At 42.0% G+C, this 14,560-nt stretch carries 25 protein-coding genes; all 25 read right to left on the minus strand.

Going from position 1 to position 14,560, the window contains the following annotated elements:
- Positions 1–10: 10 nt before the first annotated feature.
- Positions 11–313 (minus strand): urease subunit gamma, encoded by a 303-nt coding sequence (locus SporoP32a_RS08135; protein WP_085427443.1) that lies wholly within the window; start codon positions 311–313, stop codon positions 11–13.
- Positions 314–945: 632 nt separating this feature from the next.
- Positions 946–1,338 (minus strand): 30S ribosomal protein S9, encoded by a 393-nt coding sequence (gene rpsI, locus SporoP32a_RS08140; protein ID WP_085131997.1) that lies wholly within the window; start codon positions 1,336–1,338, stop codon positions 946–948.
- 19 nt (positions 1,339–1,357) lie between these two features.
- Positions 1,358–1,795 (minus strand): 50S ribosomal protein L13, encoded by a 438-nt coding sequence (rplM, locus tag SporoP32a_RS08145; RefSeq protein ID WP_029053249.1) that lies wholly within the window; start codon positions 1,793–1,795, stop codon positions 1,358–1,360.
- 174 nt (positions 1,796–1,969) lie between these two features.
- On the minus strand, positions 1,970–2,698 hold the full coding sequence (truA, locus tag SporoP32a_RS08150; RefSeq protein ID WP_369823289.1) for a tRNA pseudouridine(38-40) synthase TruA: 729 nt from the start codon (positions 2,696–2,698) through the stop codon (positions 1,970–1,972).
- Positions 2,699–2,712: 14 nt separating this feature from the next.
- Entirely contained in the window at positions 2,713–3,510 is a 798-nt protein-coding gene (locus tag SporoP32a_RS08155; RefSeq protein ID WP_085427445.1) for an energy-coupling factor transporter transmembrane component T family protein, read from the minus strand.
- Entirely contained in the window at positions 3,504–4,379 is an 876-nt protein-coding gene (locus SporoP32a_RS08160; protein ID WP_085427446.1) for an energy-coupling factor ABC transporter ATP-binding protein, read from the minus strand. The genes SporoP32a_RS08155 and SporoP32a_RS08160 overlap by 7 nt, the downstream gene beginning before the upstream one ends.
- Positions 4,355–5,212 carry an energy-coupling factor ABC transporter ATP-binding protein gene (locus SporoP32a_RS08165; protein ID WP_085427447.1) on the minus strand — a complete coding sequence of 286 codons (858 nt, stop codon included), beginning with the start codon at positions 5,210–5,212 and terminating at the stop codon, positions 4,355–4,357. The genes SporoP32a_RS08160 and SporoP32a_RS08165 overlap by 25 nt, the downstream gene beginning before the upstream one ends.
- 274 nt (positions 5,213–5,486) lie before the next feature.
- Entirely contained in the window at positions 5,487–5,867 is a 381-nt protein-coding gene (rplQ, locus tag SporoP32a_RS08170; protein ID WP_085427448.1) for a 50S ribosomal protein L17, read from the minus strand.
- A gap of 30 nt (positions 5,868–5,897) precedes the next feature.
- Complete coding sequence (locus SporoP32a_RS08175) at positions 5,898–6,842, minus strand: DNA-directed RNA polymerase subunit alpha (protein ID WP_009499030.1); 945 nt, start codon at positions 6,840–6,842, stop codon at positions 5,898–5,900.
- A 123-nt stretch (positions 6,843–6,965) separates the two neighbouring features.
- Positions 6,966–7,355 carry a 30S ribosomal protein S11 gene (gene rpsK / locus SporoP32a_RS08180; RefSeq protein WP_009499031.1) on the minus strand — a complete coding sequence of 130 codons (390 nt, stop codon included), beginning with the start codon at positions 7,353–7,355 and terminating at the stop codon, positions 6,966–6,968.
- A 25-nt stretch (positions 7,356–7,380) separates the two neighbouring features.
- Positions 7,381–7,746 (minus strand): 30S ribosomal protein S13, encoded by a 366-nt coding sequence (gene rpsM / locus SporoP32a_RS08185; RefSeq protein ID WP_085427449.1) that lies wholly within the window; start codon positions 7,744–7,746, stop codon positions 7,381–7,383.
- 24 nt (positions 7,747–7,770) lie between these two features.
- Positions 7,771–7,884, minus strand: coding sequence for a 50S ribosomal protein L36 (gene rpmJ, locus SporoP32a_RS08190; RefSeq protein WP_076758849.1), 114 nt, complete (start codon positions 7,882–7,884; stop codon positions 7,771–7,773).
- Between the two features lie 39 nt (positions 7,885–7,923).
- Complete coding sequence (gene infA / locus SporoP32a_RS08195; RefSeq protein WP_029053257.1) at positions 7,924–8,142, minus strand: translation initiation factor IF-1; 219 nt, start codon at positions 8,140–8,142, stop codon at positions 7,924–7,926.
- A gap of 345 nt (positions 8,143–8,487) precedes the next feature.
- Positions 8,488–9,141, minus strand: a complete 654-nt coding sequence (locus tag SporoP32a_RS08200; protein ID WP_085427450.1) for an adenylate kinase — start codon at positions 9,139–9,141, stop codon at positions 8,488–8,490.
- Between the two features lie 45 nt (positions 9,142–9,186).
- Positions 9,187–10,479, minus strand: coding sequence for a preprotein translocase subunit SecY (gene secY / locus SporoP32a_RS08205; RefSeq protein WP_085427451.1), 1,293 nt, complete (start codon positions 10,477–10,479; stop codon positions 9,187–9,189).
- Positions 10,479–10,919, minus strand: a complete 441-nt coding sequence (gene rplO / locus SporoP32a_RS08210) for a 50S ribosomal protein L15 (protein ID WP_085427452.1) — start codon at positions 10,917–10,919, stop codon at positions 10,479–10,481. Before rplO ends, secY begins: the two co-directional genes overlap by 1 nt.
- A 32-nt stretch (positions 10,920–10,951) precedes the next feature.
- Positions 10,952–11,134, minus strand: a complete 183-nt coding sequence (gene rpmD, locus SporoP32a_RS08215) for a 50S ribosomal protein L30 (protein WP_085427453.1) — start codon at positions 11,132–11,134, stop codon at positions 10,952–10,954.
- 13 nt (positions 11,135–11,147) lie between these two features.
- The gene (gene rpsE, locus SporoP32a_RS08220; protein WP_085427454.1) at positions 11,148–11,648 is read right to left on the minus strand and encodes a 30S ribosomal protein S5; all 501 of its coding nucleotides are present in this window, start codon (positions 11,646–11,648) and stop codon (positions 11,148–11,150) included.
- 22 nt (positions 11,649–11,670) lie between these two features.
- Positions 11,671–12,033, minus strand: coding sequence for a 50S ribosomal protein L18 (rplR, locus tag SporoP32a_RS08225; protein WP_085427455.1), 363 nt, complete (start codon positions 12,031–12,033; stop codon positions 11,671–11,673).
- Positions 12,034–12,066: 33 nt separating this feature from the next.
- Positions 12,067–12,606, minus strand: coding sequence for a 50S ribosomal protein L6 (gene rplF / locus SporoP32a_RS08230; RefSeq protein WP_085427456.1), 540 nt, complete (start codon positions 12,604–12,606; stop codon positions 12,067–12,069).
- Positions 12,607–12,636: 30 nt separating this feature from the next.
- Positions 12,637–13,035, minus strand: coding sequence for a 30S ribosomal protein S8 (rpsH, locus tag SporoP32a_RS08235; RefSeq protein WP_029053265.1), 399 nt, complete (start codon positions 13,033–13,035; stop codon positions 12,637–12,639).
- A 30-nt stretch (positions 13,036–13,065) separates the two neighbouring features.
- Positions 13,066–13,251, minus strand: a complete 186-nt coding sequence (locus tag SporoP32a_RS08240; protein ID WP_008298870.1) for a type Z 30S ribosomal protein S14 — start codon at positions 13,249–13,251, stop codon at positions 13,066–13,068.
- A 20-nt stretch (positions 13,252–13,271) separates the two neighbouring features.
- Complete coding sequence (rplE, locus tag SporoP32a_RS08245; protein WP_085132008.1) at positions 13,272–13,811, minus strand: 50S ribosomal protein L5; 540 nt, start codon at positions 13,809–13,811, stop codon at positions 13,272–13,274.
- Positions 13,812–13,837: 26 nt separating this feature from the next.
- On the minus strand, positions 13,838–14,149 hold the full coding sequence (gene rplX / locus SporoP32a_RS08250; protein ID WP_085427457.1) for a 50S ribosomal protein L24: 312 nt from the start codon (positions 14,147–14,149) through the stop codon (positions 13,838–13,840).
- Between the two features lie 35 nt (positions 14,150–14,184).
- On the minus strand, positions 14,185–14,553 hold the full coding sequence (gene rplN / locus SporoP32a_RS08255) for a 50S ribosomal protein L14 (RefSeq protein WP_081243203.1): 369 nt from the start codon (positions 14,551–14,553) through the stop codon (positions 14,185–14,187).
- Between the last annotated feature and the right edge of the window lie 7 nt (positions 14,554–14,560).

Genomic DNA, 14,560 nt, shown 5'->3' on the forward strand with positions numbered 1-14,560 from the left:
TATACATCTTTTATCTGATTGGATTATGCACTGTGACTAACTTCGTCCCATCAGGGAACGTTGCTTCTACTTGAATATCATCAATCATTTCTGGAATACCATCCATTACATCTTCACGAGATAAAATCGTCGCGCCATAAGCCATGAGTTCTGCAACTGTTTTGCCGTCTCTGGCGCCTTCCAATACCTCATATGTAATAAGAGCCATAGCTTCTGGGTGATTCAATTTAAGTCCCCGATCCTTTCGTCTTCTGGCAAGATCTGCCGCAACAACGATCATTAACTTATCAATTTCACGCGGTAGTAATCGCATTGTTCAACCTCCTAAAATAATATAATATACTGCAGCAATACTCTTTTCTTCACACGAATTAAGCTATAGAATATTCTATAAAATGAAAATTCCCACATTGGCCTACTATAATCTTTCAATCGATCTTCAGGTTTTTTTATCCATATCATTCGATTGAACTAAAACACCTATAAATATATAAGTTCAACATGTCACAGTTTACCCAAATGCTATTTAGCATAAACGTTGACCGCGTAACACTTCACAGATAAAACTATTATAAGCGGCAGGAATAATTTTTCTGTTAAGATGTCACTAATTTTGAATCATATGATATGGTAACAAGATTATTATAAAATGGTCTACTCGCAGTTGATTCATTAATGACTCATAACATCAGGGGTTGATCTGTGAGCCTCTCAAATAGCTAATACAACTGGAAATGAAGGGTGGTCTATTTTCTTAAGTAAAATGTTTTGGAAAGTAATTTGGAGTTACTGCTACTAATTTATTGTACAGTTTCTCGGTGAAGATTCAAGTGTTCCCGCTTACATAAGGGGTTGGCAAGATATCTACACATAAAAGTACAACTAATGCTAAACATAAAAAAGCCCTCCTCATAAAATAATGAGAAGAGCTTTTGAAAATATAAATTAACGCTTTGAGAACTGAGGTGCACGACGAGCGCCGCGAAGACCTGGTTTCTTACGTTCCTTCATACGTGGATCACGTGTTAGGAATCCTGCTGATTTAAGTGCTGCACGGAAATCAGGATCTACAGTAAGCAATGCACGAGCTACGCCGTGACGGATTGCGCCTGCTTGACCAGTGTAACCTCCACCGTTAACGTTAACGTGGATATCGTAGCTTCCAAGTGTTTCCGTTGTAACTAGTGGTTGTTTAATGATTTCACGAAGTGTTTCGAATGGTACGTAGTCCTCTACATCACGATTATTGACGACAATTTTGCCTTCGCCAGGAATTAGACGTACACGAGCTACTGAGCTTTTACGACGGCCAGTGCCGATATATTGTACTTGTGCCAAGTGGGTTTCCTCCTCTTAATTAACCGCGAAGCTCAAAAGCTTCTGGTTTTTGTGCTGCATGCTGATGTTCAGGACCAGCAAATACGTGTAATTTCTTGATTGTTTGACGACCTAGAGGACCGTTTGGAAGCATTCCTTTAATCGCAAGTTCAAGCATTTTCACAGGGTAGTTAGTACGCATTTCAAGAGCAGTACGTGACTTGATGCTACCTGTGTAACCAGAGTGACGGTAGTACATTTTATCTTTTAACTTGTTACCAGTCAATTGGATTTTTTCAGCGTTGATGATGATCACGTGATCACCTGTATCAACATGTGGTGTAAACGTTGGTTTATGTTTACCGCGTAAAAGAGTTGCAACTTCTGAAGCAAGACGACCAAGCGTTTGTCCTTCAGCGTCGACAACTAGCCATTTACGTTCGACTTCGTGACCTTTAGCCATGAATGTTGTGCGCATATTGTGTATCCTCCTAAAATATCAAATCTGTTCCCTTGTTTTCTCTATCCCTAAACACAAATAAACTTCCGGGGCTTGTTTGTGGGGTTATTGAAATACCATTTATCATGTTATCCTTTATTGTCCATAAAGTCAAGCGTTTTTATGAATACGCCAGGATTAGTTGCCATGAGCTTAATAGGTGACCTCTAGTAAGTACAAACCGTGTGCTGCCGCTGTCTTCCCTGCCCTTTGACGATCTTTCGCCTCGAGAATTTTCTGGATATCTTCCGGCTCGTCCCAACCGATGCCTACCGCCAGCAAAGCACCAGCAATTGTTCTCACCATATTGTAAAGAAACCCATCACCTTCTACTTCAAGAATCAGCTCATCCTGATACCGTTCAATTGTCAGCTTTCGGATTGTGCGAACTTTATTCGAAGTAGCAGTCTTCGCCGAACAGAAACTGGTGAAGTCATGTGTACCGATCAAATAAGCAGCTCCTGCATTCATTCGTTCCACATCTGGATTCCATCTACCTAAATGAACAGCGAAGTTGCGTTCAAATGGACTTTGCAATTCCCCATACGACCATTTATAGCGATACGTCTTTCCTTTTGCACCATAGCGTGCGTGGAAGTCTTCAGATGTCTGTTCAACAGCCGTAATACGTACATCTTTAGGCAACAGCACATTCAAAGCCATTAGCCAGCGATCGCCTAAATCAAGTGGCGTATCGAAATGGATGACCTGACCTAATGCATGCACGCCGGCGTCGGTGCGTCCACTCGCCACAGCGTGTGAAGTTGGATTCTTATGCAATTTAACAAGCGCCTTATCGATTTCGGCTTGAACTGTCCGCATGCCTGGTTGGGATTGATAGCCAGCAAAATTCGTTCCATCATACGCAACAGTTGCTTTCATTCGTTTCAAATTATTCACTTCCTTACCCACAGCAATACACCCACCAAGATTACAAATGCGATCAAGACAGCTGTATCTCTCATTTGCCACGATAGCTGGCGGAATCTCGTACGGCCTTCCCCACCACGGTAGCCGCGTACTTCCATTGCCACTGCTAAATCTTCTGCGCGTTTAAAGGCACTGACAAATAACGGCACGAGTAACGGAATGACGGCCTGGACTCGTTCTTTAATCGAACCGCTGCTTAAATCTGATCCTCTTGCAAGCTGGGCTTTTAAAATCTTATCCGTTTCATCCATAAGAGTTGGGATGAAACGGAGCGAAATGGACATCATCAATGCAAGTTCATGCACCGGTAACTTCAACTTTTTAAAAGGGTTGAGCAATGTCTCTAATCCATCTGTGATCGAAATTGGTGAAGTGGTCAATGTTAATACTGTCGTAATCAACACAAGTACTAGGAATCGGATAGATATAAAAATACCCATTCGCAGTCCCTCTTCATAAATTTTGATAAACTTCCATTCAAATATGATAGGCCCTTCACGCGTAAAGAAGATATGTAAGAGGAGAGTGAAAACAATCAAAAAGATGACCGGTTTTAATCCATTGACCAAAAAGTAGGGTCTAATTCTTGCGAGTGCGATGACAAATGCTGTAAAGACTAGCAATATTGCATAAGATACAACATTGTTCGCTAAGAACACCGCTACTACAAATAAAAAGACAAAGAGTAACTTCGAACGCGGATCCATTCGGTGCACAATAGACGTCCCTGGAATAAAACGACCAATAATCATTTTCTCTAACATGGCCGTTCCTCTTTTCTTTCAATGACTTTCGCTAGTTCATTTGCCAGTATGTCTTCAGTAAGCGCAATTTGATCAAAACGTTGTCCACTCATCTTTTCGATCTCACGCTGAAAACGTATCGAACGCGGTACACTGAGTCGAAATGAATGAAGTTCCTCTTCTTGACTGAATATCTCTTCAGGTGTTCCTTCCATAACCGACGTTCCCTCATGCATCACAAGAATTCTATCGCTGTATCGTGCGGCATCTTCCATACTATGGGTAACAAGAATGGTCGTCAGGTTTTCGGTCTCATGCAGATGATAAAACAGCTCCATGATTTCTTTACGCCCTTTAGGATCAAGTCCCGCTGTCGGCTCGTCAAGGACTAGAACAGACGGTTTGAATGCTAGGACACCCGCAATCGCCACACGCCGCATTTGGCCGCCTGACAGCTCAAAAGGAGACTTCTGAAGCACATCATCCGGCAAACCTAAAAGTTTGACGAGTTCATGCGCTCGAGCTCTTGCTATCTCTTTCGGCACACCAAAATTTATAGGACCGAACATAATATCTTTCTCAACTGTTTCTTCAAATAACTGATGTTCAGGGAACTGAAACACAATTCCTACTTGATGCCGAACTTCCTTCATTTGTTTACCTTTTGTTTGAGCTGTAATTTTAGTATTGCCTATCATGACGGTACCTTCAGATGGCTTTAATAATCCATTCAAATGAAGCAATAATGTAGATTTACCAGAGCCTGTATGACCAATGATCGACGTATATGAGCCTGAAGGGATTGTAGCTGTCACATCCTGCAAGGCTCGTTTCTCAAACGGTGAATCTTTAGCATATAAGTAACCTACTTGCTGAAGTGAAATGTCCACAATTCATTCACCAACTCTTCTTCTGTCATATGATTACCTTGCAATTCTACACCAGCTGTTCTCAATAGCTCTGAAACACGCAGAGCGAACGGTAAGTCGAGGCCGACCTTTTCAAGTTCAGTTCCTTGCTGAAAGATCTCTTGCGGTGTACCGATCATTAAGACTTGTCCTTCATTCATAACCAAAATCCGATCTGCTAATAACACTTCTTCTAAGTCGTGGGTAATCGACAACACAGTCAAGCCTATTTCAGAACGTAACTTCTTAACAATTTCTATTACTTCTTCACGTCCATGGGGATCCAACATAGAAGTAGCTTCATCTAAAATAAGCAACTCAGGTTGTAAAGCCAATGCGCCTGCAATGGCCACACGTTGTTTCTGGCCCCCTGAGAGATGATGGGGTTCATGATTGATGTAATCCGTCATCTTCACTTGCTCTAGGGCCTCGTGGACTCGTTTAACCATCACGTCATACGGCACGCCATTGTTTTCCAGTGCAAACGCCACATCATCCTGTACCGTTGAGCCGACGAATTGGTTATCGGGATTTTGAAAGACGATCCCCATGCGCGAACGGGTTTCCCAAAGATTGTTTTCAGAAAGTCGTTCTAAAAAGAGATTCACATCACCTGAAGAAGGAAACATCAAGCCGATCAACAGCTTCGCCAGCGTGGACTTGCCAGAACCATTATGTCCTACAACTGCCAACCATTCTCCTTCATACAAAGTGAAAGACACATCCTGTAATGCTTTACTTGGGATATGTGAAGAATCCTCTTCTTCCATATCGTAAGAAAACTCTACGTGATGCATCGACGCAATTTCCTTCATTCAGGCTCCTCCTCTTAAATGTATTATTTGATAAGTATATCGTATGTATAGAACTATTCTTATGTATAAAAAAAAAGCGCGTACCTCATCTAAGGAATGCGCCTTTGAAAACGAAAATGCCGGTTGCTCATGCCGACATCTCAGATGAGGTACGTAGAGCTAGACCAGTCGATTGCTCGCGGATCATAACACTCAGCTTTTATGTCGTATAAATCTCGTATTTGTAATAAGAGGGTGTGCTGTGCGTGACAGACACACCCTCGAAGTGTTGGAATTACACCAATTCGATAATAACTACTGGTGCGCCATCGCCACGGCGAGGTCCCATTTTCATTATACGTGTATAACCGCCTTGGCGATCTGCATAACGTGGTCCAATTGTATCGAAAAGTTTTTGAAGTGCAAACACTGTTGCTTCTTCGCCCTCTTCGTTTTCAACAACCACTGTTTCACGACGAATGTATTCAGCCGCTTGACGACGTGCATGAAGATCTCCACGTTTTCCAAGAGTGATCATCTTTTCAACTACTTTACGCAATTCTTTCGCACGCGTTTCAGTTGTCTGGATGCGCTCATGAATGATTAGATCAGTCGTTAGGTCGCGAAGCATTGCTTTACGTTGTGAACTTGTGCGTCCAAGTTTTCTGTATCCCATTTGAAGTTACCCTCCTTCAATATATGTCAGTTATTCTTCAGAGCGTAACTCAAGGTTTAGCTCATCCAATTTAGCCTTCACTTCTTCAAGTGATTTACGGCCTAAGTTTCGCACTTTCATCATTTCGTCTTCAGACTTGTTAGCAAGTTCTAAAACCGTATTGATGCCTGCACGCTTCAAGCAGTTATAAGATCGGACAGAAAGGTCTAGTTCTTCAATTGTCATTTCCAGAACCTTCTCTTTTTGGTCTTCTTCTTTTTCTACCATGATTTCTGCAGTTTGTGCTTCGTCAGTCATACCAACGAATATATTCAAATGCTCTGTAAGAATTTTAGCTCCAAGTGATACTGCCTCTTTAGGACCAATGCTTCCATCTGTCCATACATCGAGTGTCAACTTATCAAAGTTGGTACTTTGTCCGACGCGAGTGTTCTCTACTTGGAAGTTAACGCGTGATACAGGAGTGTAAATCGAGTCAATTGGAATCACACCAATTGCTAGATCCTCACGTTTGTTTTGATCGGAAGGAACATATCCGCGTCCACGTACAGCATACATACGCATACGTAAATGTCCATTTTTACCGAGAGTAGCAATCGGGAGATCTGGATTTAATACTTCAACATCACTATCATGTGTGATGTCTGCAGCCGTCACGACGCCTTCACCTTTCACATCGATCTCAATAACTTTCTCATCATCTGAGTAAATTTTGAGAGCTAGCTTCTTCACATTCAAAATAACTGTAGATACGTCTTCGACGACACCTTCAATTGTAGAGAATTCATGAAGTACACCATCGATTTGAATAGATGTCACAGCAGCTCCTGGTAATGAAGACAAGAGAATGCGGCGCAAGGAATTCCCTAAGGTATTTCCGTATCCACGCTCTAGTGGCTCGATAATAAACTTACCGAACTGTGAATCTTCACCGATCGTTACTGTTTCAATCTTTGGTTTCTCAATCTCGATCATTTAATTACCCTCCTCAAAACGTCTCTATATTGGTTTAACCTTATTGAATTCACTGATAATAGATATCCTATTTCAACAGTATTAACAAAAATTGTCTTTCTTAATCCAATAGATTCAAACCGATTATACGCGACGACGTTTTGGCGGGCGACAACCATTGTGCGGAACCGGAGTTACGTCTCTGATTGCAGTAACTTCAAGACCAGCAGCTTGTAGTGAACGGATAGCCGCTTCACGACCAGCACCAGGGCCTTTAACTGTTACTTCCAATGATTTCAAACCATGTTCCATTGCTGTTTTTGCTGCAGTTTCAGCAGCCATTTGTGCAGCAAATGGAGTGGACTTACGGGAACCTCTAAAGCCAAGTGCACCAGCGCTAGACCATGAAAGTGCATTACCGTGGCTATCCGTGATAGTTACGATAGTGTTATTGAACGTTGAACGGATATGTGCAATACCAGTCTCAATATTCTTTTTTACACGACGTTTACGAGTTTGTTGTTTACGTGCCATGTTGGAAAGAACCCTCCTTTACCTATTATTTTTTCTTGTTAGCCATTGTGCGTTTAGGACCCTTACGCGTACGTGCATTGTTTTTCGTGTTTTGTCCACGAACAGGCAATCCACGACGGTGACGGATTCCACGGTTACTACCGATTTCCATCAAACGCTTGATATTTAGAGAAGTTTCACGACGAAGATCCCCTTCTACTTTCAAGCCGTCAATTTGTTCACGAATCTTATCAAGTTCAGCGTCAGTTAAATCACGAACGCGAGTTTCTTGAGAAATGTCAGCTGCATTCAAAATTGATTGTGCAGTTGTTTTACCAATACCGAATATATATGTCAATGAAATGACAACGCGCTTATCGCGCGGAACGTCTACACCAGCAATACGTGCCATATAAGTTGTGCACCTCCTTGTGTTTTAGCCTTGTCTTTGTTTGTGCTTTGGATTTTCACAGATTACCATTACTCGGCCGCGTCTACGAATAACTTTACATTTTTCGCAGATCGGTTTTACAGATGGTCTTACTTTCATCCTACCCAACCTCCTTCAATATTTCGGGAGTGCAAAAGTTTATTTGAAACGGTATGTGATACGACCACGTGTTAAATCGTAAGGTGAAAGTTCCAATGTCACCTTGTCGCCTGGCAGAATACGAATAAAGTGCATACGAATTTTACCTGACACGTGTGCAAGCACAGTATGTCCGTTTTCTAACTCCACTTTAAACATCGCATTCGGCAACGTTTCAAGAACAGTTCCTTCTACCTCAATTACGTCGTCCTTCGCCATCAATCCTGTCTCCCTTCTATATCCAATAAAGGCTTTCACCATCGAGCGGCATCAGTCGCCTTCATAAGGCTTCCTTCAACATATGTCCAGTTAGCATGAGTGATGTTCGAAAGACGTCTGCCACATTTCGCTGTTTCGCATAATTTGCGAATGAGATCCTTTATTGTTCTCGTAGCAGTGCCAATTATATATTATACTGCCAATGACAATATAATGCATGCAGGGACTACTGAGCAATAAATGAAATGCTCTCATTTATCTTATAACAGGAACTTAACGCTTTTGCAGTTCGTTTTCATCCATTACTTTCCGAACAATGATGAAGATGTGCCCGAAAAGGATTGATTACTTTTGATCTTGTTGCAAAACTGCATCCAAGTCCTTGAATACAAGATTAATGTCTTGTTGACCATTAATTTTAGTCAATACACCTTTTTCGCCATAAAAGTCGAGTAAAGGAGCTGTCTGATTCATATTTACTTCCAGACGATTCATGACAGTGTCCGGATTATCGTCCGCGCGCTGGTAAAGTTCGCCGCCATCTTTATCACATACGTCTTCTACCTTTGGCGGGTTGAAGATCAAGTGATACGATGTGCCACATACTTTACAAATACGACGGCCAGATAATCTTGCAACTAATTCATCCGTATCGACTTCGATGTCCAATACGTACTCAATGCTTTTTCCTAGATCCTTAAGTAAAGCATCAAGTGCTTCAGCTTGAGGAACTGTCCTAGGGAAACCATCAAGTAAGAATCCATTGTCACAATCCGGTTTGCTTAGTCGCTCACGTACGATACCAATAGTAACCTCATCAGGAACTAATGCTCCTTGATCCATGAACGATTTTGCTTTAACTCCAAGTTCCGTGCCATCTTTGATGGCAGCACGGAACATATCGCCTGTAGAAATATGAGGGATTCCGTACTTCTCGACAATTTTGTCTGCTTGTGTACCTTTACCAGCACCAGGCAGACCCATTAATACGATATTCATACGTCCTTGCCCTCCGTTTGTTTACAATAGGTCAGGCTATTGCTTTTATTTCATAAAGCCTCTGTAATGTCTCTTCACTAATTGCGATTCCAATTGCTTCATTGATTCGAGGGCAACCCCTACTACGATGAGCAAGCTCGTTCCGCCGATTTGAGCGGATTGAGGCAGATTCGCCAAGTTGATGAAGAAGATCGGCATAACCGCTACGACAGCTAGGAAAATCGAGCCGACGAACGTTAGTCTATACAGAGTACTTGTTAAGTACTTTTGAGTGTTTGCCCCTGGACGAATTCCCGGAATATATGCACCTTGTTTTTTCAGGTTGTCTGCCATATTCTCTGGATTCACTTGAATGAATGCATAGAAATACGTAAACGCGACAATTAGTGTTACATACAAAATCATACCGATCGGATTCGTATAATCGAAGATCCGAATAATAGTTTTGGTTACACTGTTCTCACCGAAAAACGGAGCAATTTGTTGTGGCGTGATGAAGAATGCCACCGCAAAGATAACTGGAATAACACCCGCAGCATTCAATTTCAAAGGTAAGTGTGTTTGTTGACTTGCAACAGACTGATTACGTCCTGATACACGTTTCGCATATTGAATCGGAATTTTACGCAATGCTTCTTGGAAGTAAATAACTCCGACTACAATGGCTACGATTACGATCAATAGTAATACCATCGTTGCAATTCTAATAAATAGTGCATCTCCAGCGTCTTGAATTTGCGTTACATACAACTGGTTAACAGCATTCGGTATGCCGGCAACAATCCCTGCAAAGATAATGATGGAAATACCATTCCCAACACCTTTTGCAGTAATTTGTTCACCTAGCCATAGAAGGAAAGCAGTACCGGCAGTCAATACAATCGCAATTGTGATATAAGTGGATATGCTATTGTCTTGAATCAGTGTGCCGCCAAACGTTTGGTTGAAACCAAATGACATAGCAAGCGCCTGAATGAAGGCAAGAACAATCGTGAAATATCTTGTGAATTGTGCAAGTTTACGTCTTCCAACGTCCCCTTGTTTTGACCACTCAGTAAACTTTGGAACAACATCCATCTGCAAGAGCTGCACAATGATGGAAGCCGTAATGTACGGCATAATCCCCATTGCAAAGATCGAGAAGTTAGATAGTGCTCCTCCACCAAATGTGTTCAAGAATCCGATAAACTGGTTATCTGATTGTTGTAAAGCAGTTGCATCAACGTTTGGAACCGGAACAAATGTCCCTAGTCTAAACACGATGAGCACTAGGAGGGTGAAAATTATTTTAGACCGGATCTCCTTCACACGCATGAAATTAGAGATTGTCTGAAACATTATACCACCTCTGTTTGCCCGCCCGCTTTTTCAATTGCTTCTTTTGCAGAAGCGGAGAATTTGTTAGCACGTACTGTAATCTTTTTATCAAGTGTTCCGTTACCCAGAATCTTGATACCAGATTTAGCGTTACTTACAACTCCAGTTTCAATTAGCAGTTCCGGCGTTACTTCCGTGCCTTCTTCGAAACGATTTAATGTGTCAAGGTTAACGATGGCATAATCTTTACGATTGATGTTCGTGAACCCGCGCTTAGGAAGTCGTTGGAAAAGAGGAATTTGTCCACCTTCGAAACCAAGACGTACACCGCCGCCTGAACGAGAGTTTTGACCGTCATGACCTCTACCGGAAGTCTTACCAGTTCCTGATCCAATCCCACGACCAACACGTTTGCGGTTTCTGCGAGATCCCTCAGCTGGTTTTAGCTCATGTAATTTCATCTTATCGGCACCTCCTTATTGTAAAATAGTACTTAAATTTCTTTAACGTTTACTAAGTGGCTAACCTTTGTGATCATTCCACGGATAGCATCGTTGTTTTGATGCTCAACTGTTTGATTTAACTTTCGAAGGCCTAATGCTTCAATTGTTTTACGCTGTGTTGGTTTAGAACCAATAACACTTTTCGTAAGGGTGACTTCAAGTTTGTTCGTCATCGTTTTTCCCCCCTTAACCTAACAGTTCTTCTACGGATTTACCACGCAATTTAGCAATATCTTCTGCGCGTTTCAAATTCTGCAACCCTTCGATTGTTGCACGTACCATGTTGATCGGTGTGCTTGATCCAAGAGATTTTGAAAGAATATCCGTGATGCCTGCGAGTTCAAGTACCGCACGGACAGGTCCACCTGCGATAACACCAGTACCCGGAGCAGCTGGTTTGATCAGGATTTGTCCTGCACCAAAGTGTCCGATTACTTCATGTGGAGTTGTACCTTTGACCATTGGCACTACAATCAAGTTTTTCTTCGCATCTTCAATTGCTTTACGGATTGCATCTGGAACTTCTTGTGCTTTACCAGTACCAAAACCGACACGACCGTTTTTATCTCCGACTACGACAAGTGCAGTAAAGCGGAAACGACGTCCACCTTTTACAACTTTCGCAACGCGGTTGATCGTTACTACGCGTTCTTCGAACTCACTTTTGTTCTGATCATTACGACGCATGAAATATGTCCCTCCCTCTTAATTAAAATTCCAGACCATTTTCGCGTGCAGCGTCAGCTAATGCTTTTACACGGCCGTGGAAAAGATATCCGCCGCGGTCGAAAACTACCGCTTTGACGTCTTTTTCAACAGCTTTCTTTGCAATAAGCTCGCCGACTTTAGCTGCTGATTCAGTGTTACCTGTAGATCCAGCCTCAACTTCTTTATCTCTTGTAGAAGCGCTAACGATTGTTAAACCATTCAAGTCATCAATCAATTGTGCATAGATATGCTTGTTTGAACGATAAACGTTTAGACGTGGACGCTCTGCAGTTCCGCTGATTTTCGTACGCACACGTGCGTGACGCTTTTTACGGACAGCGTTTTTATCTTGTTTTGTGATCATCGGAGTCACTCCTTCCAAATACCTCAAGCGGTATTATTTACCTGTTTTACCTTCTTTACGACGAACGATTTCGCCTTCATAACGAATACCTTTACCTTTATACGGCTCTGGTGGACGTACTTGACGGATGTTAGAAGCAAGAGCACCTACGTGTTCTTTGTTGTATCCGCGAACGATAATTTTCGTATTCGCTGGAACTTCAACTTCTACACCTTCTTCTGGTGTGAATTCAACTGGGTGTGAATAACCTACGTTCAATACAAGTTTCTTCCCTTGCATAGAAGCACGGTATCCAACCCCAACTAAATCAAGCTTACGTTCAAATCCTTCAGATACTCCCACAACCATGTTGTTAAGTACAGAGCGTGTAGTACCGTGGATTGAACGGTGATCTTTAGAATCAGAAGGGCGTGTCAATGTGATGACCTTGCCTTCCATGTTGATCGTAATTTCTTTATCTAATTGTCTCGAAAGCTCACCTTTCGGACCTTTAACAGTTGCGAAGTTGTCATCTGAAATTGTTACAGTAACGTTTTCAGGAACTTCGATCTGACGATTACCAATACGGGACATTCTATTGCACCTCCATTCAATTGTAGCTAATTACCAAACGTAAGCGACTACTTCTCCGCCAACTTGTTTAGCGCGGGCTTCTTTGTCTGTTAATACACCATTTGATGTAGAAACTAGTGCAACACCTAAGCCGTTAAGTACTTTAGGAACTTCATTTGATTTCGCATATACACGAAGTCCTGGTTTAGAAATACGTTTCAAGCCATTGATAACGCGTTCGTTATCCTGACCGTATTTTAGGAAAATGCGGATGATGCCTTGTTTGTTATCTTCCACGTATTCCACATCACGAACGAAACCTTCTCGTTTTAAGATCTCGGCGATTTCTTTCTTTACGTTTGAAGCAGGTACCTCAAGCTTCTCGTGGCGAACCATGTTCGCATTACGGATGCGTGTAAGCATATCTGCAATCGGATCACTCATTGTCATTTGAATTAACCTCCTTCCCTAATTAGGGGTTTACCAGCTGGCTTTTTTAACGCCAGGAAGTTGTCCCTTGTATGCAAGTTCGCGGAAACAAATACGGCAAAGTTTAAATTTGCGATATACTGAATGTGGACGACCACAACGTTCGCAGCGTGTATATTCTTGTACTTTGTACTTTGGCGTACGTTTCTGTTTAGCGATCATAGATTTCTTAGCCACGTTTTCGCCTCCCTATTATTTTACTTTTGGAACGGCATGCCACACTGTGCAAGCAACTCACGTGCTTCTTCATCAGTGTTAGCTGTCGTCACGATGACGATATCCATCCCACGTACTTTTGATACTTTATCGAAGTCAATTTCAGGGAAAATAAGTTGCTCTTTCACTCCAAGAGTGTAGTTACCGCGACCGTCAAACGCTTTTTTAGAAACGCCACGGAAGTCACGTACACGTGGTAATGAGATTGTAACTAATTTATCGAGGAACTCATACATGCGTTCACCGCGAAGCGTTACTTTTGCTCCGATCGGCATTCCTTCACGTAAACGGAATCCTGCGATAGATTTTTTCGCTTTAGTAATGACTGGTTTTTGACCTGAAATAGTTGCAAGATCCTCAACAGCTGCATCAAGTGCTTTTGTATTTTGGACAGCATCACCAACACCCATGTTGATAACGATTTTATCTACTTTAGGAACCTGCATAACAGATGTATATTCAAACTTGCTCATTAGAGCAGGTGTGATTTCTTTAGAAAACTTCTCTTTCAAACGACTCATCAGTCGGACCTCCTTTCATGCAATACTTACTTATCCAATGATTCACCGGATTTTTTTGCAATACGTACTTTTTTACCGTCTTCCACTTTGTAACCTACACGAGTCGGCTCGCCTGTTTTAGGATCGATTACCATCACGTTTGAGACGTGGATTGTAGACTCTTGGCTTACAATTCCGCCCTGTGGGTTTTCTTGGTTCGGCTTTGTGTGTTTCTTGACGATATTAATACCTTCAACTAGCACACGGTCTTTTTTCGGATAAGCTGTTAGGATCACACCTGTTTTACCTTTATCTTTACCAGAGATCACCATTACTTTGTCGCCTTTTTTAACGTGCATTTATCGCACCTCCTTGACTGGCTCTGTCATTAGAATTAAAGAACTTCTGGAGCAAGTGAAATGATTTTCATGAAGTTGTTGTCGCGTAGTTCGCGAGCAACTGGTCCGAAAATACGAGTTCCACGTGGCCCTTTATCATCACGGATAATAACGCAAGCATTCTCATCGAATGTAATGTATGAACCGTCTTTACGACGAACTCCACTTTTCGTGCGAACGATGACCGCTTTAACAACGTCACCCTTCTTAACAACGCCACCTGGTGTTGCTTTCTTAACTGTAACAACAACTACATCACCGATGTTAGCTACTTTACGACCTGATCCACCTAGTACTTTAATTGTTAGTACTTCACGTGCACCAGAGTTGTCAGCAACTTTCATTCTACTTTCCTGTTGAATCATCGAGGTT

It is taken from the genome of Sporosarcina ureae (assembly GCF_002109325.1).
Classification (GTDB): Bacteria; Bacillota; Bacilli; order Bacillales_A; family Planococcaceae; genus Sporosarcina; species Sporosarcina ureae_C.